Source organism: Streptomyces sp. NPDC051172 (genome assembly GCF_040682555.1).
Taxonomy (GTDB): Bacteria; Actinomycetota; Actinomycetes; order Streptomycetales; family Streptomycetaceae; genus Streptomyces.
Map to the genome: position 1 here is coordinate 1 of NZ_JBFBBE010000138.1, position 22,355 is coordinate 22,355.

26 protein-coding genes, 1 tRNA gene and 2 pseudogenes are annotated in these 22,355 nt (G+C 71.3%); 20 read left to right on the top strand and 9 right to left on the bottom strand.

Annotated elements, in window-relative coordinates; translation table 11 throughout:
• Window positions 1–78: 78 nt before the first annotated feature.
• Window positions 79–438, bottom strand: coding sequence for an SDR family NAD(P)-dependent oxidoreductase (locus AB0N07_RS43465; protein WP_365845171.1), 360 nt, complete (start codon window positions 436–438; stop codon window positions 79–81).
• Between the two features lie 162 nt (window positions 439–600).
• Between AB0N07_RS43465 and AB0N07_RS43470 the strand changes: the two genes are divergently transcribed.
• The 10 genes from AB0N07_RS43470 to AB0N07_RS43515 all read left to right on the top strand — a co-directional run bounded on the left by AB0N07_RS43470 (window position 601) and on the right by AB0N07_RS43515 (window position 9,462).
• Window positions 601–1,650 carry a sigma-70 family RNA polymerase sigma factor gene (locus AB0N07_RS43470; RefSeq protein ID WP_365845173.1) on the top strand — a complete coding sequence of 350 codons (1,050 nt, stop codon included), beginning with the start codon at window positions 601–603 and terminating at the stop codon, window positions 1,648–1,650.
• Between the two features lie 588 nt (window positions 1,651–2,238).
• Entirely contained in the window at window positions 2,239–3,027 is a 789-nt protein-coding gene (locus tag AB0N07_RS43475; RefSeq protein ID WP_365845175.1) for a DUF429 domain-containing protein, read from the top strand.
• A gap of 209 nt (window positions 3,028–3,236) precedes the next feature.
• Complete coding sequence (locus AB0N07_RS43480; RefSeq protein WP_365845177.1) at window positions 3,237–3,629, top strand: AraC family transcriptional regulator; 393 nt, start codon at window positions 3,237–3,239, stop codon at window positions 3,627–3,629.
• A gap of 102 nt (window positions 3,630–3,731) precedes the next feature.
• Entirely contained in the window at window positions 3,732–4,142 is a 411-nt protein-coding gene (locus tag AB0N07_RS43485; RefSeq protein WP_115913750.1) for a VOC family protein, read from the top strand.
• A 384-nt stretch (window positions 4,143–4,526) separates the two neighbouring features.
• Complete coding sequence (locus AB0N07_RS43490; protein WP_365845179.1) at window positions 4,527–6,713, top strand: ATP-binding protein; 2,187 nt, start codon at window positions 4,527–4,529, stop codon at window positions 6,711–6,713.
• A 62-nt stretch (window positions 6,714–6,775) separates the two neighbouring features.
• Window positions 6,776–7,210 carry a roadblock/LC7 domain-containing protein gene (locus AB0N07_RS43495; RefSeq protein ID WP_030936144.1) on the top strand — a complete coding sequence of 145 codons (435 nt, stop codon included), beginning with the start codon at window positions 6,776–6,778 and terminating at the stop codon, window positions 7,208–7,210.
• A gap of 2 nt (window positions 7,211–7,212) precedes the next feature.
• Window positions 7,213–7,584, top strand: coding sequence for a DUF742 domain-containing protein (locus AB0N07_RS43500; protein ID WP_365845214.1), 372 nt, complete (start codon window positions 7,213–7,215; stop codon window positions 7,582–7,584).
• Window positions 7,562–8,161 (top strand): ATP/GTP-binding protein, encoded by a 600-nt coding sequence (locus AB0N07_RS43505; protein ID WP_099932743.1) that lies wholly within the window; start codon window positions 7,562–7,564, stop codon window positions 8,159–8,161. The genes AB0N07_RS43500 and AB0N07_RS43505 overlap by 23 nt, the downstream gene beginning before the upstream one ends.
• Window positions 8,162–8,221: 60 nt before the next feature.
• Complete coding sequence (locus AB0N07_RS43510; protein WP_365845182.1) at window positions 8,222–8,803, top strand: GAF domain-containing protein; 582 nt, start codon at window positions 8,222–8,224, stop codon at window positions 8,801–8,803.
• A 56-nt stretch (window positions 8,804–8,859) separates the two neighbouring features.
• On the top strand, window positions 8,860–9,462 hold the full coding sequence (locus tag AB0N07_RS43515; protein ID WP_365845184.1) for a TetR/AcrR family transcriptional regulator: 603 nt from the start codon (window positions 8,860–8,862) through the stop codon (window positions 9,460–9,462).
• Window positions 9,463–9,614: 152 nt separating this feature from the next.
• Here the strand turns inward: AB0N07_RS43515 and AB0N07_RS43520 are convergent, their stop codons facing one another.
• The 3 genes from AB0N07_RS43520 to AB0N07_RS43530 are packed head-to-tail and all read right to left on the bottom strand — an operon-like array spanning window position 9,615 to window position 11,777.
• Window positions 9,615–10,220, bottom strand: coding sequence for a GPP34 family phosphoprotein (locus AB0N07_RS43520; RefSeq protein WP_365845186.1), 606 nt, complete (start codon window positions 10,218–10,220; stop codon window positions 9,615–9,617).
• A 13-nt stretch (window positions 10,221–10,233) separates the two neighbouring features.
• Entirely contained in the window at window positions 10,234–11,478 is a 1,245-nt protein-coding gene (locus AB0N07_RS43525; RefSeq protein WP_365845188.1) for a YbfB/YjiJ family MFS transporter, read from the bottom strand.
• Window positions 11,475–11,777 (bottom strand): muconolactone Delta-isomerase family protein, encoded by a 303-nt coding sequence (locus tag AB0N07_RS43530; RefSeq protein ID WP_365845190.1) that lies wholly within the window; start codon window positions 11,775–11,777, stop codon window positions 11,475–11,477. Before AB0N07_RS43530 ends, AB0N07_RS43525 begins: the two co-directional genes overlap by 4 nt.
• Window positions 11,778–11,885: 108 nt before the next feature.
• Between AB0N07_RS43530 and AB0N07_RS43535 the strand changes: the two genes are divergently transcribed.
• Complete coding sequence (locus AB0N07_RS43535; protein WP_365845192.1) at window positions 11,886–12,833, top strand: LysR family transcriptional regulator; 948 nt, start codon at window positions 11,886–11,888, stop codon at window positions 12,831–12,833.
• A gap of 117 nt (window positions 12,834–12,950) precedes the next feature.
• Here the strand turns inward: AB0N07_RS43535 and AB0N07_RS43540 are convergent.
• Window positions 12,951–13,073, bottom strand: a pseudogene (locus AB0N07_RS43540) (SDR family NAD(P)-dependent oxidoreductase); the annotation flags it as partial.
• Window positions 13,074–13,078: 5 nt separating this feature from the next.
• Between AB0N07_RS43540 and AB0N07_RS43545 the strand changes: the two are divergent.
• The 8 genes and pseudogenes from AB0N07_RS43545 to AB0N07_RS43580 form a co-directional block, all read left to right on the top strand.
• A pseudogene (locus AB0N07_RS43545) lies at window positions 13,079–13,375 on the top strand (SDR family oxidoreductase); the annotation flags it as partial.
• A gap of 32 nt (window positions 13,376–13,407) precedes the next feature.
• Window positions 13,408–13,818, top strand: coding sequence for a hypothetical protein (locus AB0N07_RS43550; RefSeq protein WP_365845194.1), 411 nt, complete (start codon window positions 13,408–13,410; stop codon window positions 13,816–13,818).
• A 146-nt stretch (window positions 13,819–13,964) separates the two neighbouring features.
• Window positions 13,965–14,993, top strand: coding sequence for an L-threonine 3-dehydrogenase (tdh, locus tag AB0N07_RS43555; protein ID WP_365845196.1), 1,029 nt, complete (start codon window positions 13,965–13,967; stop codon window positions 14,991–14,993).
• 36 nt (window positions 14,994–15,029) lie between these two features.
• Window positions 15,030–16,223, top strand: a complete 1,194-nt coding sequence (locus tag AB0N07_RS43560; protein ID WP_365845198.1) for a glycine C-acetyltransferase — start codon at window positions 15,030–15,032, stop codon at window positions 16,221–16,223.
• Between the two features lie 36 nt (window positions 16,224–16,259).
• On the top strand, window positions 16,260–17,162 hold the full coding sequence (locus tag AB0N07_RS43565; RefSeq protein WP_365845200.1) for a LysR family transcriptional regulator: 903 nt from the start codon (window positions 16,260–16,262) through the stop codon (window positions 17,160–17,162).
• A gap of 64 nt (window positions 17,163–17,226) precedes the next feature.
• Complete coding sequence (locus AB0N07_RS43570; RefSeq protein ID WP_365845202.1) at window positions 17,227–17,811, top strand: XRE family transcriptional regulator; 585 nt, start codon at window positions 17,227–17,229, stop codon at window positions 17,809–17,811.
• Window positions 17,808–18,341 (top strand): GNAT family N-acetyltransferase, encoded by a 534-nt coding sequence (locus AB0N07_RS43575; protein ID WP_365845204.1) that lies wholly within the window; start codon window positions 17,808–17,810, stop codon window positions 18,339–18,341. Before AB0N07_RS43570 ends, AB0N07_RS43575 begins: the two co-directional genes overlap by 4 nt.
• A 54-nt stretch (window positions 18,342–18,395) precedes the next feature.
• On the top strand, window positions 18,396–18,755 hold the full coding sequence (locus tag AB0N07_RS43580) for an MmcQ/YjbR family DNA-binding protein (protein ID WP_351468789.1): 360 nt from the start codon (window positions 18,396–18,398) through the stop codon (window positions 18,753–18,755).
• Window positions 18,756–19,096: 341 nt separating this feature from the next.
• Here the strand turns inward: AB0N07_RS43580 and AB0N07_RS43585 are convergent, their stop codons facing one another.
• A complete protein-coding gene (locus AB0N07_RS43585; RefSeq protein ID WP_365845206.1) occupies window positions 19,097–20,020 on the bottom strand; it encodes a transketolase in 924 nt (307 codons plus the stop codon).
• Between the two features lie 50 nt (window positions 20,021–20,070).
• Window positions 20,071–20,778, bottom strand: a complete 708-nt coding sequence (locus AB0N07_RS43590) for a transketolase (protein ID WP_365845208.1) — start codon at window positions 20,776–20,778, stop codon at window positions 20,071–20,073.
• A 154-nt stretch (window positions 20,779–20,932) separates the two neighbouring features.
• Here AB0N07_RS43590 and AB0N07_RS43595 point away from each other — a divergent pair.
• Window positions 20,933–21,006: transfer RNA gene (locus AB0N07_RS43595), tRNA-Pro, on the top strand.
• 120 nt (window positions 21,007–21,126) lie between these two features.
• On the opposite strand, the gene AB0N07_RS43600 is transcribed toward AB0N07_RS43595, so the two are convergent.
• A complete protein-coding gene (locus tag AB0N07_RS43600) occupies window positions 21,127–21,423 on the bottom strand; it encodes a hypothetical protein (protein ID WP_365845210.1) in 297 nt (98 codons plus the stop codon).
• 235 nt (window positions 21,424–21,658) lie between these two features.
• Window positions 21,659–22,225 (bottom strand): hypothetical protein, encoded by a 567-nt coding sequence (locus tag AB0N07_RS43605; RefSeq protein ID WP_365845212.1) that lies wholly within the window; start codon window positions 22,223–22,225, stop codon window positions 21,659–21,661.
• Window positions 22,226–22,355 lie beyond the last annotated feature (130 nt).

Sequence of the window (22,355 nt, forward strand, 5' to 3'; positions counted from 1 at the left end):
TCAACCCGCCACCGAACGCGTCACCTACACCCTCCAGCTCCACCCACTCACACCACGACCGCAGTCATCCTGAAACGATCAAGGAAGCGACGTTGGGAACGCCCCCGTCACCTCATAGGTGCCGAAGAGATTGACGGCGAGGTGCCGTTCGAGGACCGAGCGGTCGCTCAGGTCGTCGTACAGCGCGATGCCGGCGTTGTTGACGAGCACGTCGAGGACGCCCTGGGATGCGACCTCCTCGGCGGCCCGGCGCAACTGGTCCGCGTCGGTCACGTCCAGCGTCAGGGGAGTGACCCGCTCGTCCGGGTGGTCCAGCGGCACGCGCGTACCGACGTACACCCGCGCCGCGCCCTTCCTCAGGGCCTCCTCGACCAAAGCCCGGCCGATGCCGCGGTTGCCTCCGGTGATCAGTACTGCACTGCCCGCGATGTTCGTCATGGTGACGATCTCCTTTGGTCCTCGTGAAATGCGGTGTGGAAACCGCTGTGAAATGCCGTCGCTTGTTGAGACACGGCCGCATCGAGGAAGTCACCGATGACTTTCCGGCCCGGAAGGTGTCCTTATCGGGAGGACGAATCGACGAGGCGAAGCGAGGATGTCGTGCTGACCGAATCGACCCTGGCGCGGGCGCGGGCGGGAGACGGGGAGGCGTTCCGCGAGCTCACCGAGCCCTACCGGCGGGAGCTCCAGGCGCACTGCTACCGGATGCTCGGCTCCGTGCAGGACGCGGAGGACACGGTCCAGGAGACCCTGCTTGCCGCCTGGCGCGGGCTCGGGGGGTTCCAGGGACGGGCCTCGGTACGCGCCTGGCTGTACCGCATCGCGACCAACCGCTGTTTGAACGCTCTGCGCGACACGGCCCGCCGCCCCCGCCCCCAGCAGCCGCCGGCCGGCCCACCGCCCGACGTGCCCGAGCCGACGCGCCGCTCCGAACCGCTGTGGTTCGAGCCCTACCCGGACACCCTTTTGGAGGACCTGCCGGACACGGCGCCCGGGCCGGACGCCCGCTACGAGTCGAGGGAGTCGCTGGCCCTGGCCTTCGTGGCAGGACTCCAGCGTCTGCCGCCGCGGCAGCGCGCGGTGCTGGTGCTGCGCGACGTGCTCGGTTTCCGCACGGCGGAGGTGGCCGACCTGCTCGACAGCAGCGGCGTCTCGGTGAACAGCGCCCTGCAGCGGGCGCGTGCGGCCCTGGACGGCCAGTTGCCCGCGCGCGACCGCGACCGGGCGCCCCTGCCGCGCTCACCGCGTGAACGCGAGCTCGTCGGGCGGTTCGTGGACGCGATGGAGAACTCCGACGTCGACGGACTGGTCGCCCTGCTGGCCGCTGACGCCTGGCTGACGATGCCGCCCGAGCCCCTCGAGTACCAGGGACGCGTGGCCATCGCCCGGTTCTACGAGAACCTCGCCTGGTGGGGCGGCAAAGCGCTCCGGCTGGTACCCGCGCGGGCGAACGGCCAGCCGGCGTTCGGCTCCTACCTGCGCGATCCCACCAGCCCGATCGCGCACGCCTACGGGCTGGTGGTGCTCTCGCTGGAGGGCGACCGGATCTCCGCCATCACCCGCTTCGGTGACAACGGCCTCTTCCCACTGTTCGGACTGCCCCGAACGCTCCGCGACCAGGGCCTGTCGTTTGGATCAGGTCGGCCATAGCCAACAGCGCTTCCCGGCTGCCCCGAGCGGGGTCATGGGGGTCCCCCCGCTCGAGCGAAGTCGAGAGTGGGGGAGAGTGACGACAACGCGGCTGGGGGTCCCCCCACGCCCTTAAGGCAGTGGGGGAGGGCGTGCCAGACCCCGCGACGCCGAGCTGGTTCCAAACGACAGGCCCCAGGTGTGCTGTCCCGGCACGTTGGCGGCTCCGGTCAGTTGGGCGCAGCAGACCGCCACCCACTGTTCACCGCCCGCGGCTGTGGGACTGTCGTGCCGCTGTGCGTCCGTCGCGCGGATGGAGGCGAATACCTTCACTTCCTGGCTCGCAGGACCGAGACGAGGCGACGGCGGTGAACCCGACCAGGATTGCCTGATCGCCGACGGCTGACAGAATCAAGGACTGCCCGTTGAGCGGCGATGCACCCACCGTGGAGACCGTTCCGTCCGGGCCGTGGTGGCGCGCGCCGTCGCCCAGGCCGAGGCCGACGGCAAGCCCGCGGAGGGCACGGGCGAGCCCGGGACGGTGTCGGCGGGCTGACCTCGGCAGCGGAGGCGGTGACCCGGCCCGGCATGCCGGGAGACGATGCCGGCATGAGCCATCAGCAGACGATGACGGTCGGGGTCGACCTGGCGGCGAGTGCACGGCGTACCGCCGTGTGCCGTGTGGTGTGGGCGGCCGACGGCGGCCTGACGGCCGAATTCGTCGTACCGGAAGGGGACGAGGACCTGCTGACGCTGGTCCGTGCCGCCGACAGGACCGGGCTCGACTGCCCGCTCGGCTGGCCGTCGAGCTTCGTGGACACGGTCCTCGCCCACCACCAGGGTCTACGGCTGCCGCCGTCGGCCCGTTTCGAGGAGCGCACGGACGGTCGTCCCGGCCTGGACGCGCTGCGGTTCCGGCTGACCGACGATCTCACCTGGAAGGCGACCGCGATGCGCCCTCCGCTTTCGGTGTCCACCGATCTGCTGGGCGTCGTGGCGCTGCGTGCGGCCCGCCTCCTGGACGCGCTCGCGGCCACCGGCACCCCCGTGCCCCGGGACGGGGCGGGTCAGATCGCCGAGGTGTACCCGGCCGCCGCGTTGCGACGGTGGGGCATCCGCCCGGCCCGCAGCTACAAGAGCGCCACGCCCGAAGCGCGCGAGGTCCGCGAGCACATCGTTCTCGCGGTCGAGGACGGCCTGGAACTGGCCCTGCCCGAGCCCGCGCGCTCCATGTGCACGGACAGCCACGACCATCTCGACGCCCTGCTCTGCGCCCTGGTCGCGAGGGCCGTTCTGGTCGGGGACACCCGGTGGCCGGAGACCGCGCAGGAGCGCGCAGCAGCCCTGCAGGAGGGCTGGATCCATCTGCCGGGCGGGGAGCTGGCCGCCCTTCGCTGACGGCAACGCCGACCGGAGCGGGCGGGAGCCGGGCAGGCTCCGCCGCCGGATTGCTCTCCCGCTGCTCGGCAGGGCACGTGGATGAAGTCGCCGGGCCCGCCTTCGACCGTGCGTGCGCCGTCCGGGCCGGCCCCCTCTCCTCACCGGGACGGCCAGGGGCCCTGACGACCAATGCGGAAGCATGCGGCGAACCATGGTGTGATGGCGCCGTGAGCCGCGCCGCAGAAGAAACGAACCGCCGCATGCTGCGGGCCCGGGACACGATGGACCGCGCCTACGCCCAGCCGCTGGACGTGCCCGCCCTGGCCCGGATCGCCCATGTCTCCCCGGCACACTTCGCCCGGACCTTCCGCGCCACGTTCGGTGAGACACCGCACCGCTATCTGCAGCGCCGCCGCGTCGAGCGCGCCATGTTCCTGCTCCGGGAGACCGACCGCAGCATCACGGACATCTGCTTCGAGGTCGGCTTCGGCAGCCCGGGCACCTTCAGCCGCACCTTCCGCGACGTCGTCGGCCGCTCCCCCAGGGAGTACCGCAACCAGGCCGTCGCCCTGGACGTCCCCACCTGTTTCACGATGGCGTGGATGCGGCCGGGCGCCTGACCGCCTCCTCGTGCGTCCGATCGTTTCGTCCTTCTGCTCGTTCTTCGGCGGAGAGCAGTTTTGGATAAGTTTTCGCGGGGCCGGGCTCGTAGCCTGACGCTCATGTTCACAGCAATCACGCACTCGCAGATCTATGTCCTCGACCAGGACGAGGCCCTCGACTTCTACGTCGGCAAGCTCGGCCTGGAGGTCAACACCGACGCCGACCTCGGCTTCATGCGCTGGCTCACCATCAACGTCCCCGGCCAGCCCGACCGCGAGGTCCTCCTGGAGCGGCCCGGCCCGCCGCGGCTGTCCGAGGAGACCGCGGAACAGGTCCGCGAGCTGCTGACCAAGGGCGCGACGGGCGGCTTCCTCATCTTCCGGACCGAGGACTGCCGCAAGACGTACGAGACCCTCAAGGCCAAGGGCGTCGAGTTCACCGAGGAGCCCACCGAGCGGCCGTACGGAATCGACTGCGGCCTGCGTGACCCCTTCGGCAACAGCATCCGCTTCACCCAGCCGAAGGGCTAGAAATATACGCTGCGTGACGTTCGGGGGATGACTTCTGGGGACGCATGAGCGTCCCGAAACGGTCCCGGCGGGTTGTCGGGCGGGCAGAAAAGAGCATTCGGTGAGGGCCGGGGAGCAGTCGCTCCCCGGCCCTCACCTTTTCCTGGTGACCGCTTCTGACCAGCGCTGATCGATATGTCATCCAGCGGGATCAGATGCCAGCTGCGTTTATCGGTCTGTCGTACGAGCCCTCATACCAGAGCGGGACGCTGTGCGTGGGACTTTGTCAACTGCCCACCGCACATGATGCGTTGGCGACTACTGTGAGTGTCCATCGGGCGACGCATGCCCGATCCGCGCAGCACGCGCTCCAGTCACCGACGGATCAGTACGACGAGGACACCGATGTCTCACCTTCGCGCACCGGCCGCACGCGCAGACCGCCGCGAGGGCGGGCGGCACGGACGGCAGGTTGCCCGTCCCGTGCCCTCGCTGCCCGAGACGCACATACGGCCCCAGCTGCTTCGGCTCGCCGTGCTGCCGCCGATCGCGGTCGCCCTGAGCGCGAGCGCGGCCGTCCTGTTCACCGTCCGCAGCACCGGAGCACGGCCCAGCCTCACGCTGTGGGGGGTGCTCGCCGGCGCCGCCGCGGTGGCGCTCGCAGGGATCCTGATCGCCTCCGTCGCCGCCGACCGCGCCGCCAAGTCGGTCAGCGACCGCCTCGGCACCCTGCGCCGGATCAGCGGCCGCGGTGAGGCCGACCTGCGCGCCCTCGTCGAGTCACTGCGCCGCGGCGACACCCCGCCCCCTCGCAAGCCGCCCAGCTCTCCCGCGGACGACGCCGACGACTTCGAGCTGCTCGCCGCCGACCTGAACCGCGCGCACGACGGTGCCGTCACCGCCGTCGTCCAGGCCGCCCAGCTCTCCAGCCAGGCGGGCAGCGAACAGAAGCTGGAGGTCTTCGTCAACCTCGCCCGGCGCCTGCAGTCGCTGGTGCACCGGGAGATCTCCATCCTCGACGAGCTGGAGAACGAGATCGAGGACCCCGATCTGCTCAAGGGCCTCTTCCACGTCGACCACCTCGCCACCCGGATCCGCCGGCACGCCGAGAACCTCGCCGTCCTGGGCGGCGCCGTCTCCCGACGGCAGTGGAGCAACCCCGTCTCCATGACCGAGGTGCTGCGCTCCGCCATCGCCGAGGTCGAGCAGTACTCCAGGGTGAAGTTGGTCCCCCCGATCGACGGCACCCTGCGCGGCCATGCCGTCGCCGACGTCATCCACCTGCTGGCCGAACTCGTGGAGAACGCCACGGTGTTCTCCGCCCCGCACACCCAGGTCCTGCTGCGCGCCAACCTCGTCACCTCGGGACTCGCCGTCGAGGTGGAGGACCGCGGACTCGGTATGCCGGTCGGCGAGCAGAAGAAGATGAACGCCCTGCTCGCCGACCCCGACCAGGTCAATGTGGCGAGTCTGCTCGCGGACGGCCGCATCGGATTGTTCGTGGTCTCGCAACTCGCGCGGCGGCACGGCATCAACGTCCGGCTGCAGACCAACATCTACGGCGGAGTGCAGGCCGTGCTCGTCGTACCGCAGGGGCTGCTGGGCCCGACGCCGGGCGTTCCCGGGGGCGCAGGGCAGCCGCACGGCGTCACGGGCGTGACGGGGATGCCCGAGCCGTCCGTGGCGCCGCGGTCCCAGCCACAGCCGCAGGCTCCGCCCGGCCTCCGACCCGAGACCGTCGGGCCTCGGGTCCCGCCCCCGCCGCCCGCGCAGCCCACGACCGCCTTGCCGAACGGCAGTGCGCCGGGCGGCAGCACGACGGCCGGCAGCGGACCGGCGCCGCTCCCGGTGCGCGACGCCCACGAGGAGCGGGCCAATCCCGCCGAGGCCCTGCCCGGCATCCGGCCGGACGACCGGCGGCTCGTCGCGGAGAACGCGGGCACACCGCCCACGCCCCGCGCCGGCACCGTCCGCGGCACCATGGGCAAGCCCCAACTGCCGCGCCGCCGCGCCCAGGAGCACATCGCACCCCAGCTGCGGGACGGCCCGGCACCACGCCAGGAGTCCGAGTACCTCGCCGGCCACGACCCGGGCCTGATGGCCGCCTTCCAACGCGGCATCGGGCTGGCAGAGGCCCAGCAGAACCTCGAGTCGGAGTCCACCGAATACGCGGAGCACTCGGAGTACACATCGGAGTACACAGGGGCTGTACACACGGCGTCGTCGGCGCATCTGGAGCCGGACCACATGGCTTCGCCGCACATGGAGTCGCCTCATATGGGGTCGTCACACATGGGGTCCTCACACATGGAGTCGGCGCACACGGAGTCCGCCTACATGGCCGTCGAGCCCATGGAGCAGACCGCGCGCATCGAGTCGCGTCCCCTCACCGACCCGGCTCACACAGAGGGCGCGCCCATCCTCCCGAGCTCGCCCCTGGACGTGCTCCACACGGACGTCACCGCCACCACCCCGCCGCCCTCCATTGACGTATCGCGCATGGACCCGGCCCACATAGCCGAGGCGCGCCCCGCGTCCGCGCGCGGCACCGACCATCCCAGCCGGCACGACGGGAGCGCACCAGCCGGATGACCACCCCTGTTCCCACCCCCACCGCTCCCGCAGACCTTCGTACCCCAAGGAGTCGATCCACCATGGCGAGCGATGCGCCCACCGGCCATGTATCCGATCTCGACTGGCTGATGAGCGGCCTCGTGCAGCGCGTACCCCACACGACCAGTGCGGTACTTCTGTCCTGCGACGGGCTTGTGAAGTCGGTCCACGGCCTCGACCCGGACAGCGCCGACCACATGGCCGCCCTGGCCTCCGGCCTGTACTCCCTCGGCCGCAGCGCCGGGGTCCGCTTCGGGGACGGCGGCGACGTCCGCCAGGTCGTCGTCGAACTCGACTCGACCCTGCTGTTCGTGACCACCGCAGGCTCCGGCACCTGTCTCGCCGTACTGGCCGGCCGCGAGGCCGACGCGGCGGTGCTCGGCTACGAGATGGCGATGCTGGTCAAGAGCGTCCGCCCCTACCTGGTCACCGCGCCCCGGCAGCACGCCGTCGAACCCACGGCGATGAGGCCTTGAGCGTGGCGGCGGTCGGCGACGGGCCCTGGCTCGACGACGCGGCCGGTCGGCTGGTGCGCCCCTTCACGGTCAGCAACGGCCGCACCCGGCCCACCATCGCGCTCGACCTCCTGTCGCACGTGATGGCCACCGGAGCCACCCCCCTCGGCTACCTCGGCCCCGAACACGCGCAGGCGCTCGATCTGTGCCGCGCGCCCGTCTCGGTCGCCGAGGTCGCCGCCCAACTGAGGCTGCCGGCGGTGGTCACCAAGGTGCTGCTGTCGGACCTCGTCGACTGCGGGGCGCTCACCACCAAGCCACCCGAGTTCCACCACAACCCGACTGACCGGGCCCTTCTGGAGGCAGTGCTCGATGGACTACGACGACAGCTCTGACCCCTTCCCCACCGCACTGAAGATCCTGGTGGCGGGCGGGTTCGGAGTAGGCAAGACGACCTTCGTGGGCGCGGTCAGCGAGATCGCGCCGCTCAGTACGGAGGAGCTGCTCACCACGGTCAGCGCCGCGACCGACTCCCTCGACGGGATCGAGAACAAGGTCGAGACGACGGTGGCCATGGACTTCGGCCGCATCACCCTCGACCCGGAACATGTGCTGTATCTGTTCGGCACCCCCGGGCAGGAGCGGTTCTGGTTCATGTGGGACGAGCTCTCCGAGGGCGCGCTCGGAGCGGTCATCCTCGCCGACACCCGCCGCCTGGAGGAGTGCTTCGCGGCGGTCGACTTCTTCGAGCAGCGCGGCCTCGGATTCATCGTCGCGATCAACGAGTTCGACGGCTCGTACCGCTACGACCCCGAGGAGGTCCGCGCCGCCATCGACCTCGACCCGGCGATCCCCGTCGTGCGCTGCGACGCCCGGATCTCCAGCTCAGGAGTGCAGACCCTGCTGACCCTCGTACGGCACCTCATCGCCCACGCCCCGGCGCACGCGCCGAGCCACGGCGCCCACATGTGATTCCCGCACACCGCCATGGAGCCCGTATATGCCCTGCGTCCACAGTGACGGAGCCCGCTCATGAGGTACGACCCGTCGCGCCCGGCCGGTCGTCTGCTGCTCACCCCCGAGGACAAGGAGGCCCCCGCCCGGGCCCGGCGCCTCGGCCAACTGGGCCTCGCAGAACACCCGGACCCCGCCCTCGACGCCTACGCGGACCACCTCGCCGAGCTCACCGGGACGCCGTACGCCATGGTCAACTTCATCGACGAGAACCGGCAGTTCTTCGCGGGCCTGCATCTCTCGGACGTCGCCCGGCCCGTGGTGAAGGCCGACGGCAGCACGCCCGTGCTGGGCCGAGAACTCGCCCGCGACCACGGCTTCTGCCCCCATGTGGTGGTCCGGCGCAAGGCGCTGGTCCTGGAGGACGTCTGCGACTACCCGCGGTTCGCGGGCAATCCGGTGGTCGACGAGTTCGGCATCCGCTCCTATCTGGGCGCACCGCTGATCGACAGTACGGGGATGGTGCTGGGAACCGTGTGCGTCGTCGACGTGGAGCCACGGCCCTGGGGCAGGCCGGGCCTGGAGACCATCAAGTTGGCGGCGGCCGACCTGGTCGCCCGGCTGGAGCGACGGGAGGCGGACGGGCTCCCGCTGCTGTGACGGTGGGCGGGGCCGATCACTAGCCGACCGGTCTAGTACATACGTACTCTTGCGTCGTGGGACGCACCAGTGACGCCAGGCAGAAGATCCTCGGTGCCGCATGCTCGCTCATCGAGGGACGCGGCTACACGGCGCTGGGCGTGGCCGAGATCTGCAAGGCGGCCGGGGTGCCGAAGGGCAGCTTCTACTACTTCTTCGAGTCGAAGGAGGCCCTCGCACTCACCGTCGTCGACGAGCACTGGGCGGCCCAACAGCGCGACTGGGCGCGGGCGTTGGGCGGTGACGGGGAACCGCTGCAGCGGCTGCGACGGCTCTTCGAGGAGACGGAGGCCGGCCAGCGTGCCGCCCAGCAGGGCTGCGGCACCGTGTCGGGCTGTCTGTTCGGCAACCTCACCCTGGAACTGAGCAACCAGGCCGAGGCCGTCCGCGGCCGCCTGCAGGACATCTTCGACGCACAGGTCGACATGGTCGAAGCGGTGATCATCGAGGCCCGCGAGCGCGGCGACGTCACCGCGCCCGACTCCCGCGAGGCGGCCCGGGCGGTGGTGGCTCAAATGGAGGGCCAGGTGATGTTCGCCAAGCTCTACAACAACACCGGCCGACTGACCCCACTGTGGACCAACTGCCGGGCACTCCTGGGAGCCACGGGTCCCGCGTAGCCGCCAAGCGGGCCTGGTGAAATCCCGCGGGTTCGGCGGCGGCTGCAAGGAGCGCGGGGCTGTGTCGACTTGCGGCCCGGCCGCGCGGCGCGACCAGCCACGACGGAGCCGCACACGGTCGACGGCCCCTCGCGGCGCCCCCCGTGGAGCGCTCAGTACCCGCGCCACACGTTGTCGAACGCAGCGTCCTCGATGGCCTTCCGCTGCCGCACGGCCTCCAACTCCATCACCGCATCGCCGACGGCAGCCAGCACGGTCGTGACCGCCTCACCGGAGAGTTCGTCCTGGTCAACGGCCTGCTCTTCGTGGATCCCGGCGGCCGCAGCCAGGGCGGCAAGGACCGGCTCGCCCGATGCCCAGCGCTCCTCGGCCTGCCGCCGGGCCGGCGAGTCGACCAGCTCCGCCCGCCCGGTCCGCAGGGGAATCCGGCGCTCCCGCGGCCGGGCGGTCAGCCCCTCCCGCTCCAGGTCGCCGATGTAGGCCGAGGACAGCCCGCGGCCCCGGCGCCACAGCCACTCCTCGACCGACTCGTACGGCTCCTGCTGTACGAGGGAGGAGGCGGCCTCGTCCAGCAGGCGGTCGCCCGTGGGTGACGGGGCGCTGGGGAGGATGCGCTCGCCGTCCAGGGCGAGCGCCCGGGACTCGATGAGGTCGAGCACCTCGGCTCCCGCGAGTGCGAGCGACAGTTCGCCCTGCTGGACCTGGCGGCTGGGCGCCGCATTCAGGGCGACGATCGAGAGGTCCCGTGCGGTGTTCATGGGCGGCTCCAGGTCAGTTGGCCGAGTGCGGGGCGAGAGCGTCGGGGCCGGCGTCTGCCGTCCGGGCGTCCTCGGTCGATTCTCGCTGCCGTGGCGGGGCTGTGGGTCGTATTACGACCATGTGGTGCGGGAAGTCGATCCGCAGCACGGCGGCGGCCGCGGCCGCCGCGAGGACCACGAGCGCGGCCGGCAGCAGCGCCCGGTGGTAGCCGTGGTGCAGCAGCGGGGCGACGGCGAGCGGGCCCAGGACCTGGCCGACGGAGTAGCCGCTGGTCAGCAGGGCGACCGAGCGGGGGAAGCGCAGATGGGCCCCGGTGGCCAGGGCGAGCACGCTGATGCCCAGGAAGGTGCCGCCGAACAGCACCGCCGAGCCGAGCGCGGCAGCAGTTCCGCCGAACAGGGCGGGCAGGGCGATGCCGACCGCCTGTACCACCAGTGCGGCGAGCAGCAGCGTGGGCCGGGACCAGTGGTGTCCCAGCCGCGCCCACAGCGCCGGGGACGCGGCGGCGGCCAGCCCCACCAGCACCCAGGAGCCGTCGCCGACCCAGCCGGGGGAGCCCTGGCCGATCGCGGCGACCAGGAAGGTTCCGGCGACGATGTAGCCGATGCCCTCCAGGGAGTAGCTCACGAGCAGCGCACCGAACCAGCGCTGTGTGCGGGGCGCCGCACTGTCCGGTTTCCCGCTGCCGGCGGGCGCCACCGCCTCCGGCCGCAGGTTCCATGCACCGACGGTGAGCAGCGCCGTGAGCGCGGCCGAGGCCCACCAGGCGACCCGCCAGTCCGCGACGGACCGCAGCGCCAGGAGCAGCAGGCCGGACAGCGCGATACCGGCGCCGACGCCGCCGATGGCCCAGCCGGGCAGATGTGCCGGGTGCCCGCGCAGGTGGTGCAGCAGCGAACTGGCCGCCACGACGAACACCAGGGCGCTCACCACCCCGGCCAGCAGCCGCAGCACGCCCCACATCGCGGTGCTGCGGGTGGCGGGCATCGCGGCGAGTGTCGCGGTGAGCGCGAGCAGGGAGCCGCGCAGGACGGCACGTGATCGCACCAGCGAGGGCAGCAGGATGCCCGCGAGAGCCCCGACGAGATAGCCCACGTAGTTGGCGGTCGCCAGGTTCGCTCCGGCGCCGGCGGACAGGCCCGCCTGGTTGTGCATCAGGGGCAGGATCGGCGTGTGGACGAAGCGGCCGACTCCCATGCCCACAGCGAGCGCAGCCGCGGCCCGGGCGACATGGGTCCAGGGGGAGGAGGCGCTCATCGGGTGCCGTCGACCCGGCCCGGATCGTTGGGGTGGGACTCGAGCGGGGTGACGGCGAGGGTCATCCACGGGCGCAGCGGCAGCGTGCCGAGCACCTTCTCGTGCAGCTCCGCCTCGTCGGCGGCCTGCCACACGCCGATGCTGCGCAACTCGCCCACGGGTCGCCACAGTCGAGCCAGATGGCCGGTGGCCGCCAGCTCCCGCGCACGAACGGCCTCGGTGGCCCGCCGCCGGTCGACCTCGTCCTGGCCGGTGCCCTCGGGAACGGTGGTGGTGATCTCGACCAGGAACTCGCGCATGATGTGCTCCGATCGTCGTTGGTGGGCCCATCGTGCGCCCGTGACCAGCACCGATGCCACGACCGGCTTCCTCGCTGCTGATAGGCGCAGCCTCCCAGCGCGCGTAGCATGGCGCGCGTGGAACTGCGCCAGCTGCGCTACTTCGTCGCGGTCGCCGAGGAACTGAACTTCGGCCGGGCCGCCCAGCTGCTGCTCATCGCGGGCCCCTCGCTCTCCCAGCAGATCAAGGCTCTCGAACGGGATCTGGGCGTCCGGCTGTTCGACCGGGACCGCCGTTCGGTCTCCCTCACCCCAGCCGGAGCCGATCTGCTCCCGCACACCCGCGCCCTGCTGGAACGGGCCGACGACCTCAAGCACCGGGCCGGCCGGCTGTCGGGCTCGCAGTCGGTACGGCTCGGTTACGTCAACTGGCTTCCACCGGGCCTGACTTCACGTACGGCAGCGGTGGCCCGGGTACACGTCGACGCGTGGGTGGCTCCCTCGCACACCCAGGCCGCCCGCGTGGCCGGCGGCAGCCTGGACCTCGCGGTGTGCTGGCTGCGCACCGAGGACCTGGAGCGGCTCGGACTGCGGGCCCGGCTGATCGGCGCCGACCGGCTGTACGCCGTCGCCAAGGGCGGCGACCCCCCTGACGTACCGGATGTGGCGGCCACGGACACCGACGTCCTCATCGACGACGACATCACCTCCTGGGCGTCCTGGAACGTGTACGCCGAGGAACTCGCGCAGGTCACCGGCGCCCGCGTCGTACGCATCTCGGACGGGGCGATCACCGGACCGGCCTTCTTCGACCACGTCCGCCGCTGCCGGCGCCCGGTCCTCAACTCGCCCAAGGGGCAGACCACTCCGCTCCCGGCCGACCTGGTCCGCCGAGAGCTCGTCGCCCCGAAGGTCTACTGGACCTGGTCCCTGGTCTGGCGGGAGAGCGAGGACCGCGCCGGAGTCCTCGCCGCCGTGGACGCCCTGTGCGAGAGCGTCGGTGACCTCGGCATCCACGCCCCGGACGCCTGGCTGCCCGCCGACGACCTGTACCGGCTCCGGGCTGACCCGGTCTGAAAGCCCGCGCCTCCCACACGGGAGCAAGCTGATCCTTCCGTCCCCGAGCACCCCGACCTACCGTCCGAATAGTGGACCGGTCGGCCAGTAACCGGTCAGCTCCCAGAGAGAAGGTCAGGCGATGGTGCGCGAGGTGGCGACGACCGCGTGGCCGAGCTTGCGGTAGCCCTCGACGAGGGCGGCGCCGATGCCCTGCGAGGCGCCGGTGATGATCGCGACCTTCTGGTGCTGCGTGCCCATGGTCGGACTCCCGCGTGCCCTCCGTCCTGGCCGCGCTGACCAAGGGCGGCCTGCAGTCCGCCACCAAGTCCCTCGCCATCGAGTACGCCACCCGCGGCCTCCGCGTCAACGCCGTCTCGCCCGGCACCATCAAGACACCCATGCACCCCGAGGAGACCCATGAGTTCCTCGCCGCCCTGCACCCGGTGGGCCGGATGGGCGAAGTGGGCGACATCGTCGACGCCGTGCTCTTCCTGGAGACGCCTCCGTTCGTCACCGGCGAGATCCTGCACGTGGACGGCGGCATGAGCGCCGGACATTGACGCCTCGTCAGATCACTCACCGAGGAGCGGCCATGACCACCACCGCGGACGACAAGGCGATCCTGGGCGCGGTCCTCGACGCCTGGAAGGCAGACGTCGACGCACACCAACCGGAGCGCGTCGCCTCCCACTTCACCGAGGACGCCGTCTTCCAGGGGCTGCACCCGTACAGCGTGGGACGGCAGGGCGTCGCCGAGTACCACGCCTCCCAGCCCCTCGGCATGAAGGCGGCCTGCCGCATCCCCGAGACCAGACGGTTCACGGAGGACCTGGTGCTCGGCCACCTGGACGTCGACTTCACGTTCACCGACCGGCCTGCGATCGCCGTCAAGCTCTCGGTGCTGGTGACCCGGGTGGGAGGCGATTGGTACATCGGCCATTACCAGGTCTCCAGTCTCGACCAGGGGCTGGACCTCCCATTCGGGTCCGCGGACCGGGTGTGAAGCGGAGCTGTGGCGCGGGTTAAGAAAACCTCGATGGACCCGGGGTGGCGTCGTGCGGCAGATTGCTACGCGATTCCACCCCTCTCCCCGGACACGGGCGCCTTCGGCATGCCCGGGACGGGGGCGCACCGACAGGAGCCGTAGCGTTGAAGGCGCTGGTCAAGGAGAAGGCTGAGCCCGGGCTGTGGCTCGCGGATGTGCCGGAGCCGGCCGTCGGACCCGGTGACGTACTGATCAAGGTGTTGCGGACCGGCATCTGCGGGACCGATCTGCACATCCTGGCCTGGGACGGCTGGGCGCAGCAGGCCATCCGTACGCCGTTGGTGGCCGGGCACGAGTTCGTCGGTGAGGTCGTGGAGACCGGGCGTGATGTCACGGACATCGCCGTCGGCGACCGTGTGAGCGGCGAGGGGCACCTCGTCTGCGGGAAGTGCCGCAACTGTCTGGCCGGGCGGCGGCATCTGTGCCGGGCCACGGTCGGGCTCGGCGTCGGACGGGACGGGGCCTTCGCGGAGTACGTCGCCCTGCCCGCCACCAATGTGTGGGTGCACCGGGCGCCGGTGGACCTCGACGTCGCCGCGATCTTCGACCCGTTCGGCAACGCCGTGCACACGGCCCTGTCCTTCCCGCTGGTCGGTGAGGACGTGCTCATCACGGGGGCCGGCCCGATCGGGCTGATGGCCGCCGCGGTGGCACGGCACGCGGGCGCCCGCAACGTCGTCATCACCGACGTCAGCGAGGAGCGGCTGGAACTGGCGAGGAAGATCGGCGTGAGCCTTGCCCTGAACGTGGCGGAGTCGGAAATAGTCGATGGGCAACGGGAGTTGGGGCTGCGTGAGGGCTTCGACATCGGCCTGGAGATGTCCGGCCGCCCCGAGGCCATGCGCGACATGATCGCCAACATGACGCACGGCGGCCGTATCGCCATGCTCGGCCTGCCCGCCCAGGAGTTCCCGGTCGACTGGGCCCGCATCGTCACCTCGATGATCACCGTCAAGGGCATCTACGGCCGGGAGATGTTCGAGACCTGGTACGCGATGTCGGTGCTGCTGGAAGCCGGCCTCGATCTGTCACCCGTGATCACCGGCAGGTACGGCTACGGCGACTTCGAGGCGGCGTTCGCCGACGCGGCGAGCGGCCGCGGCGGCAAGGTCATCCTCGACTGGACCGTGTGACTCCCCTCATCCGTCAGCACTTTCAGGAGCTCTCCCATGTTCGACTCCGTGCGCGACGACCTGCGCGCCACCCTCGACGAGATCCGCGCCGCCGGCCTGCACAAGCCCGAGCGCGTGATCGGCACCCCGCAGTCCGCCACCGTGAACGTCACCGCGGGCGGCCGCCACGGCGAGGTCCTCAACTTCTGCGCCAACAACTACCTCGGCCTCGCCGACCACCCCGAGGTCGTCGCCGCCGCGCACCAGGCCCTGGACCGCTGGGGCTACGGCATGGCGTCGGTCCGCTTCATCTGCGGCACCCAGGAGGTGCACAAGGAGCTGGAAGCGCGCCTTTCCGCCTTCCTCGGCCAGGAGGACACGATCCTGTACTCCTCCTGCTTCGACGCCAACGGCGGTGTCTTCGAGACACTGCTCGGCCCCGAGGACGCCGTCATCTCCGACGCCCTGAACCACGCGTCGATCATCGACGGCATCCGCCTGTCCAAGGCGCGCCGCTTCCGCTACGCCAACCGTGATCTGGCCGATCTGGAACGGCAGTTGAAGGACGCGTCCGATGCCCGGCGCCGCCTGATCGTCACCGACGGGGTCTTCTCCATGGACGGCTATGTGGCACCGCTGCGCGAGATCTGCGACCTCGCCGACCGCTACGACGCCATGGTCATGGTCGACGACTCCCATGCCGTCGGCTTCGTCGGCCCCGGCGGCCGCGGCACCCCCGAGCTGCACGGCGTCATGGACCGCGTCGACATCATCACCGGCACCCTGGGCAAGGCGCTCGGCGGCGCGTCCGGCGGCTATGTCGCGGCCCGCGCCGAGATCGTCGCACTCCTGCGTCAGCGCTCGAGGCCGTACCTCTTCTCCAACACGCTCGCCCCGGTGATCGCCGCGGCCTCCCTGAAGGTCCTCGACCTGCTGGAGTCGGCGGACGACCTTCGGACCCGCCTCGCAGACAACACCGCCCTGTTCCGCCGCCGGATGACCGAGGAGGGCTTCGAGATCCTCCCCGGCGACCACGCCATCGTTCCCGTGATGATCGGCGACGCGACCAGGGCGGGCCGCCTCGCGGAGCTGCTTCTCGAGCGGGGCGTGTACGTGATCGGCTTCTCGTACCCCGTGGTGCCGCAGGGGCAGGCCCGCATCCGTGTGCAGCTGTCCGCCGCGCACTCGACGGACGACGTCAACCGGGCCGTCGACGCCTTCGTGGCGGCACGGGCGGAACTGGAGGCCTGATCCGGCCGTCCCGGACATATTGAGATAATCGATCCCATGATCGAAGCGCGGCGGCTCCACATCCTCCGTGCGGTGGCCGACCACCGCACGGTGACGGCGGCTGCCGCCGCGCTGTATCTCACGCCTTCCGCCGTCTCCCAGCAGCTGACGGCGCTGGAGCAGGAGACGGGCCACCGGCTGGTCGAGCGCAGCGCCAAGGGGGTACGGCTGACCCCGGCCGGCGAGATCCTGCTCAGCCACACCAACGCGGTCCTCGCGCAGCTGGAGCGGGCGGAGGCCGAGCTCGCCGCCTACGGCTCGGGCGCCGCCGGCACCGTCACCGTCGCCTCCTTCGCGACCGGCATCGCCCTGGTCGTGGCACCGGCCGTGGCGCGCCTCGCCTCCTCGGCGCCCGGCATCCGCATCCGTGTCCAGGACGCCGAGGGCGACGCCAGCCTGCCGATGGTCCTGGACCGACAGGTCGACGTCGCGGTGGCGGTCGAGTACCGCGGGGCGCCGCCCGCCGACGACCCGCGCCTGACGCACGTACCGCTGTACGCCGAGCCCTTCGACGCCGTCGTCCCGGTGAGCCATCGACTGGCCGAGGCCGCCGAGATACCGCTCGCCGACCTGGCCAAGGACCCCTGGATCGGCCCGTACCCCGGCAACCCCTGCCACGAAGTGGTCGTCCTGGCCTGCGAGAGCGCCGGATTCCAGCCGCGCCTGGAACACTCCTCCGACGACTTCCGGGCCGTCGTCGCCCTCGCCTCGTCGGACGCGGGCGTGGCCCTCGTCCCGCGCTCGGCGCTGCGCGGAATGGACCTCACGGGCGTGGTCGTACGACCGGTGGACGGGGTCGCGCCCACCCGCCGGGTCTTCGCGGCGGTACGCCGAGGGGCCGAGGAGCACCCGCTGATCAGGCCGGTACTGGAGGCGCTGGACGAAGCGGCGCGGGCATAGAGGGCCCGCGGTGTGACGGGAGCCACAAGAGCTGTCGTCTCTGATCTGGGATAGCATCCCGAATATGAAACAAGATGTCGCCGAGGCGGGACCCGACCCGGTCGACGTCCGGCTCGGTGCCCGGCTGTCCGAGCTACGGGCCGAACGGGGCTGGTCACTGGGTGAGTTGGCGGAGCGCAGCGGCGTCAGCCGCTCGACGCTCTCCCGTGCCGAACGGGCCGAGACCAGCCCCACCGCCTCGCTCCTGAACCGCTTGTGCGGCGTCTACGGGCGGACGATGTCCCAGCTGCTCAGCGAGGTCGAGGCAGAGCCCGCGCTGCTGGTTCCGGCCGCCGAGCAGCAGGTCTGGCAGGACCGGGCCTCCGGTTTCGCACGACGTTCCGTGTCGCCGCCGCACGCCGGGCTGCGCGGCGAACTCGTCGAGGGGCGGCTGACGGCGGGCGCGGACATCGCGTACGACCGGCCGCCCGTGCCCGGCCTCGAACAGCACATCTGGGTTCTGGAAGGAGCGCTCGAGGTGACGGCACAGGAGAGGGAGCACCACCTCGGCACCGGGGACTGCCTGAGACTGCGGGTGTGGGGGCCGACACGGTTCCGGTGCGCGGGACCGGACGACGTGCGGTACGTCCTGGCGGTGGTGCTGCCGTGATCGTGAACCGGCTGGACTGCGATGAACTGCACGCGCGCGTGGACGCGTTGGCGGACCTCCTCGTCGACACCGTGGACGGCGGCGCCTCCATCGGCTTCCTCGCGCCGCTCGACCGTGCGGAGGCCCTCGCCTGGTGGAAGGAGCGCGCCGCGACCCTCGCCGCCGGGCAGCTCGCCGTGTGGGCGGCGCGCGACGGCGAGCGGGTGGTGGGCACCGTCAGCCTGGCCTTCCCGGACAAGCCCAACAGCCGCCACCGCGCCGAACTGGTCAAGCTGATGGTGCACCGGGACGCCCGGGGACAGGGCCTCGGCCACACACTCCTGACCACCGCCGAGACGGCGGCCGCCGCGGCAGGCATCACGCTGCTGCACCTGGACACCGAGACCGACAGCCTCGCCGAGCACCTCTACCGCGCGGCCGGCTGGACCCGGATCGGCGCGATACCGGACTACGCGGCCGCCCCGGACGGCGTGCTGCGCCCGACGTCGATCTACTTCAAGAAGCTGGGACCCGACAGCTGCGTGAGGTAGTTGCCCGACGTCCTCACCAGGTGATTGTCAGTGGCAGCGGCTACGGTGCCGAGCATGCCGGATGCCGAAGACGTACGCCGTATCTGCCTTGCTCTGCCGGACACGACGGAGAAGATCGCCTGGAGCATGCCCACGTTCCGGGTGGCGGGGAAGATGTTCGCCACGCTGCCCGAGGACGAGACCTCCATCGCCGTGCGCTGTCCCAAGGAGGAGCGCGACGAACTGGTGCTGGCCGAGCCGGGCAAGTTCTGGATCGCCGACCACGAGGCGCAGTTCGCCTGGGTGAGAGCCCGCCTCGCCGCGATCGAGGACGAGGGCGAACTGCGCGACATCCTCGCCGACTCCTGGCGCCAGGCGGCACCGCCCCGACTGCTGGACGCCTACCCGGAGTTGGGGCTTCCGGACGCGGACTGAAAACTCTTCGAGCGTTGTCAGCGGCGCGTGGCATGATCCGAGGTCGGGTGTGGGAGCCGGAGCGGAGGGGGCTTCGGCTCCCACCCGGACGCCGGGGTGCGGGGTTCGTGGGGGACGGGGCATCGGGGAGGGGAGTGGGACGGGGTGACCGGGATGTCCTCACAACCATCGGAGCCAGCTGCCGGGGCGAGGCCGGGGCGACAGCAGGGCAGCTCGCTTGCTCGGCTCGCCAGCCGTCGCCGCAGGTTCCCTCGCCCTCCGGCCCCGGCTCACTCGCAGACGCCCCCGCCTCACCTGCCCCGAACAGCCACCCGCCGACGCCCCCGTGCCATCCGGCCGCCTCACCCGACCCCCGCAGCCACCCGCCCGCCCGCCACAAACCCGCCGATCCGCTCCCGCAGCGACCGGGCGTCCAGGCCGTGTGCGGCCACGTGTTCCTCGATGCGGCCGTACCGGCGTAACTCACGGCGGCCCACGCCGAGCCCGAGTACGCGGTGGGGCAGGTCCGAGAGGGCGCCGTTGGCGGCCGCCGTGGACGTGCCCGCCAGGTACGGCTCGACGAGGACGACATCCGTCCCGGCCGTCTCCGTGGCCCGGCGCAGTGCGGTTGAGCCGAAGGGCCGTACGGTCGTCGCGTACAGCACGGTCATGTCGAGCCCCTCCGTGGCGGCGAGCACGGCGTCCAGCATCGGCCCGACGGCGACGACGACGCCGGAACGGCCTTCGCGGACGGTGAGGAAACGTTCTCCGTCGACCGGAAGCCCCTCCGCGTTCGCCTGAACGGACAACCGCACATACACCTTGTCGTCGCCCGCGGCGACCGCGCGCCGTAGCAGCGTCTCGGCCTCGTCGGGATGCCCGGGCACGTGCACGGTCCAGCCGTCCAGGGTGTCGAGGAGCGCTACGTCCCCGGGAGCCATGTGCGTGTATCCACCGGCCGGCCAGTCGAAGGACCCGCCGGCACTGACCAGCACCGCCCCCACGTCCTGATGCCCGAGGTCCAGCTTGACCTGCTCGAAGGGCCGCTCGACGAGGAAGCCGGCGAAGGTGTGCAGCACGGGCCGCAGCCCGGTCAGTGCCAGTCCCGCACCGGCCCCGATCAGCAGCTGCTCGCGGATGCCGACGTTGAGGACCCGGTCCGGATGTCGCCGCCGCGCCTCGGCGAAACCGTCCTTGCCGATCTCGGCGAGGACGACCGCGACCCGCGGATCCTCGTCGAGCAGCCGGGAGACGACAGGAGCGAAACGGTCACGCATGGTGTCCATGGAGGGTCGAGCCTTTCTCGTGGCGGAGGAACACAGCAAGAGGAGCGGGCTCAGGCGGCCTTCGGCTCCACCCGGGCCACGACGACATGCGGGCGGCCCGGATGCGGAGCGGTGAAGGCGGCGTGGAGCGCTTCGTGATCGCGGCCGTCGACCGTGACCGCGGACCAGCCCGCCGCCTCGAAACGGGCGGCGATGCCGCCGGGCCGGGCGTGGCCGGCGGAGGAGTTGTCGACGACAACGGTGTGCAGTTGCTCGAGCCCCGCGGGCCCCGCAAAGGCGATCGCCTCGTGATTGCTGCCCTCGTCCAGCTCGGCGTCCCCGATCAGCACCCAGACCCGCGGCGCGTGCAATCCCTGGGCTCGCAGCCCCAGCGTCGTACCCACACCGATCGGCAACCCGTGCCCCAACGACCCGCTGCCGATCTCGGCACCCGGCACCAGCACACGGTCCGGGTGGTGCCCGAGCGGAGAGTCGTACGAGCCGAACCCCGGCAGCCCGTCCACGGGCACAAAGCCCTTGGCGGCGAGCACCGCGTAGTACGCCATCGGGCCGTGCCCCTTCGAGAGCAGGAAACGGTCCCGCTCCGGGTCGCCCATCCGCTCCGGCCCCACCCGGAGCACCCGGTCGTACAGCACCCACAGCACGTCCAGCGTGGACGTGGCCGCCGGGCCGTGCTTCTCGTCGCCGGTCATCAGCCCCATGAGCCCGGGCAGGTCCTCGTAGGCGTATGTACGCCGCTGTTCCTCGGTGATCGTCATGCGGACGATCGTGCAACCTCAACCAAGCTTCAGGTCAAGCGCCGCCGACTGTTCCTCGCCGGCCGCGCACAAAAGCCATGCGCGACCATCGACCCGAGTGCGGTATGGTTTCCGTGCACGTTCGGCCGGGGGAAACCCCAGGTCAGACAGGCACCGGGACGTGGCGCAGCTTGGTAGCGCACTTGACTGGGGGTCAAGGGGTCGCAGGTTCAAATCCTGTCGTCCCGACTTTACGAAGTCGCAGATCAGGGGCCGTTTCAGAGGAGATCTGAAACGGCCCCTTGATCATTCTTGGGGACCGCTTGGGACCAGTGCACTTTGAAGGGGCTGTGGTGCACCATGACCCGGTCAAGGTGCACCACAGATGGCAGGCCGGCGGGGCGGGCAGACGGTCTCGTGGAGTGGCTGTCGGTACACCACTCCATCGGATCTGACCTCCTGCAGGCCGAGGGCCTCGACGTTGGTCAGTGGCGGAGCAGATCGTCGACGTCGACTGTCAAGTCGGTCGTCCCAGCGTTCATCCGCGACGTCGGCATAGCGTGGCTGCTGGACCAGGGTGGCAGCGACGATCTTGTGCTGGTCGAAGTGGGGCCGGCGTTCGCCGTTCCCCGTGTCGGAAATGGTGCTGAAGACGACGAGGCTCATGGCGGACTCGTCGTCGAGCCGGCGCACGTGCCAGGGGCCCGGGGCTGCCGCGGCGGCGAGCTCCTCCAGTCGCAATCCGCCCGGGGGCCAGCCCTGTCCCGCGGCCGACGCGGTGCCTTGGGCCCGGGAGTTCAACGATGCGCCGGCCGCGATCGTGCGGCGGCAGCCGGGCCGCTTCGGCGCCCCTGGCCATGGCGGCGCCGCAGGACCCGGCCACCGGGATCGAACTCCCCCCTCAGCTGCCTGCCACCTCCTCCCGCACCCGCTCCGCCACCCCCGTCGCGAACTCCTTCGCCGCCGATGCGCTTGGCAGGTGGCCAGGGGTCGCCGCTCGTTTCCCCTTCGCCGGGTGTTCCGCGAACAGGGCCACGGTGACGGTCAGTTGGGGGTCCGACTCGGTGCGCCAGAGGGTGCGGGTGGTGGTGGCGCCGGAGCCCGCGGTGCCGGTGTAGCCGGTCATGCCCGTGGCGGCCGGATGGACGCCGACCGCGGACAGGAGGTCGCGGGTCTCGCGGTGGGCCGTGTAGAGGGTGCGGCCGCCGCGGGTGATCTTCGTGACCGTGTACGGCTTCGCGTACGTCCCCTGTGCCGAAGCCGTCGCGTACGCCGAGGCCAACTGCAGCGGGGTCGGGGTCGGCGTCCTGACGAGGGAGGAGACCGCGGCCGCGCCGGGCTCGGTGGCTCGTAGCGGAGCGAGGGCGCTGCCCGCCTCCACCGCACCGGCGATGGCGTCGTTGAAAGGCTGCCTGGCGTAGTCCGCGCCGCCGTAGAGGACGCGGATCGCGCCGTCGCCGGGGACCATCGCGACGACGGCCGTGTGCAGGCGTGTCCTCTTGGCGCAAGGCCGGGAAGTTAAGGATCTTCTGGTCGGTGTCGAGCGTGTCGGGTCAGCAGGCGAGGGCGTAGGTGGCGGGGCCGGTCTTGTGGATCAG

Coding starts and splice junctions, on each gene's coding strand:
- AB0N07_RS43465 (WP_365845171.1), bottom strand. CDS start 438: ATGACGAACATCGCGGGCAGTGCAGTACTGATCACCGGAGGCAACCGC.
- AB0N07_RS43475 (WP_365845175.1), top strand. CDS start 2,239: ATGAGCCATCAGCAGACGATGACGGTCGGGGTCGACCTGGCGGCGAGT.
- AB0N07_RS43485 (WP_115913750.1), top strand. CDS start 3,732: ATGTTCACAGCAATCACGCACTCGCAGATCTATGTCCTCGACCAGGAC.
- AB0N07_RS43490 (WP_365845179.1), top strand. CDS start 4,527: ATGTCTCACCTTCGCGCACCGGCCGCACGCGCAGACCGCCGCGAGGGC.
- AB0N07_RS43495 (WP_030936144.1), top strand. CDS start 6,776: ATGGCGAGCGATGCGCCCACCGGCCATGTATCCGATCTCGACTGGCTG.
- AB0N07_RS43505 (WP_099932743.1), top strand. CDS start 7,562: ATGGACTACGACGACAGCTCTGACCCCTTCCCCACCGCACTGAAGATC.
- AB0N07_RS43510 (WP_365845182.1), top strand. CDS start 8,222: ATGAGGTACGACCCGTCGCGCCCGGCCGGTCGTCTGCTGCTCACCCCC.
- AB0N07_RS43520 (WP_365845186.1), bottom strand. CDS start 10,220: ATGAACACCGCACGGGACCTCTCGATCGTCGCCCTGAATGCGGCGCCC.
- AB0N07_RS43525 (WP_365845188.1), bottom strand. CDS start 11,478: ATGAGCGCCTCCTCCCCCTGGACCCATGTCGCCCGGGCCGCGGCTGCG.
- AB0N07_RS43530 (WP_365845190.1), bottom strand. CDS start 11,777: ATGCGCGAGTTCCTGGTCGAGATCACCACCACCGTTCCCGAGGGCACC.
- AB0N07_RS43535 (WP_365845192.1), top strand. CDS start 11,886: ATGGCGCGCGTGGAACTGCGCCAGCTGCGCTACTTCGTCGCGGTCGCC.
- AB0N07_RS43550 (WP_365845194.1), top strand. CDS start 13,408: ATGACCACCACCGCGGACGACAAGGCGATCCTGGGCGCGGTCCTCGAC.
- AB0N07_RS43560 (WP_365845198.1), top strand. CDS start 15,030: ATGTTCGACTCCGTGCGCGACGACCTGCGCGCCACCCTCGACGAGATC.
- AB0N07_RS43565 (WP_365845200.1), top strand. CDS start 16,260: ATGATCGAAGCGCGGCGGCTCCACATCCTCCGTGCGGTGGCCGACCAC.
- AB0N07_RS43570 (WP_365845202.1), top strand. CDS start 17,227: ATGAAACAAGATGTCGCCGAGGCGGGACCCGACCCGGTCGACGTCCGG.
- AB0N07_RS43580 (WP_351468789.1), top strand. CDS start 18,396: ATGCCGGATGCCGAAGACGTACGCCGTATCTGCCTTGCTCTGCCGGAC.
- AB0N07_RS43585 (WP_365845206.1), bottom strand. CDS start 20,020: ATGGACACCATGCGTGACCGTTTCGCTCCTGTCGTCTCCCGGCTGCTC.
- AB0N07_RS43590 (WP_365845208.1), bottom strand. CDS start 20,778: ATGACGATCACCGAGGAACAGCGGCGTACATACGCCTACGAGGACCTG.
- AB0N07_RS43600 (WP_365845210.1), bottom strand. CDS start 21,423: ATGAGCCTCGTCGTCTTCAGCACCATTTCCGACACGGGGAACGGCGAA.
- AB0N07_RS43605 (WP_365845212.1), bottom strand. CDS start 22,225: ATGGTCCCCGGCGACGGCGCGATCCGCGTCCTCTACGGCGGCGCGGAC.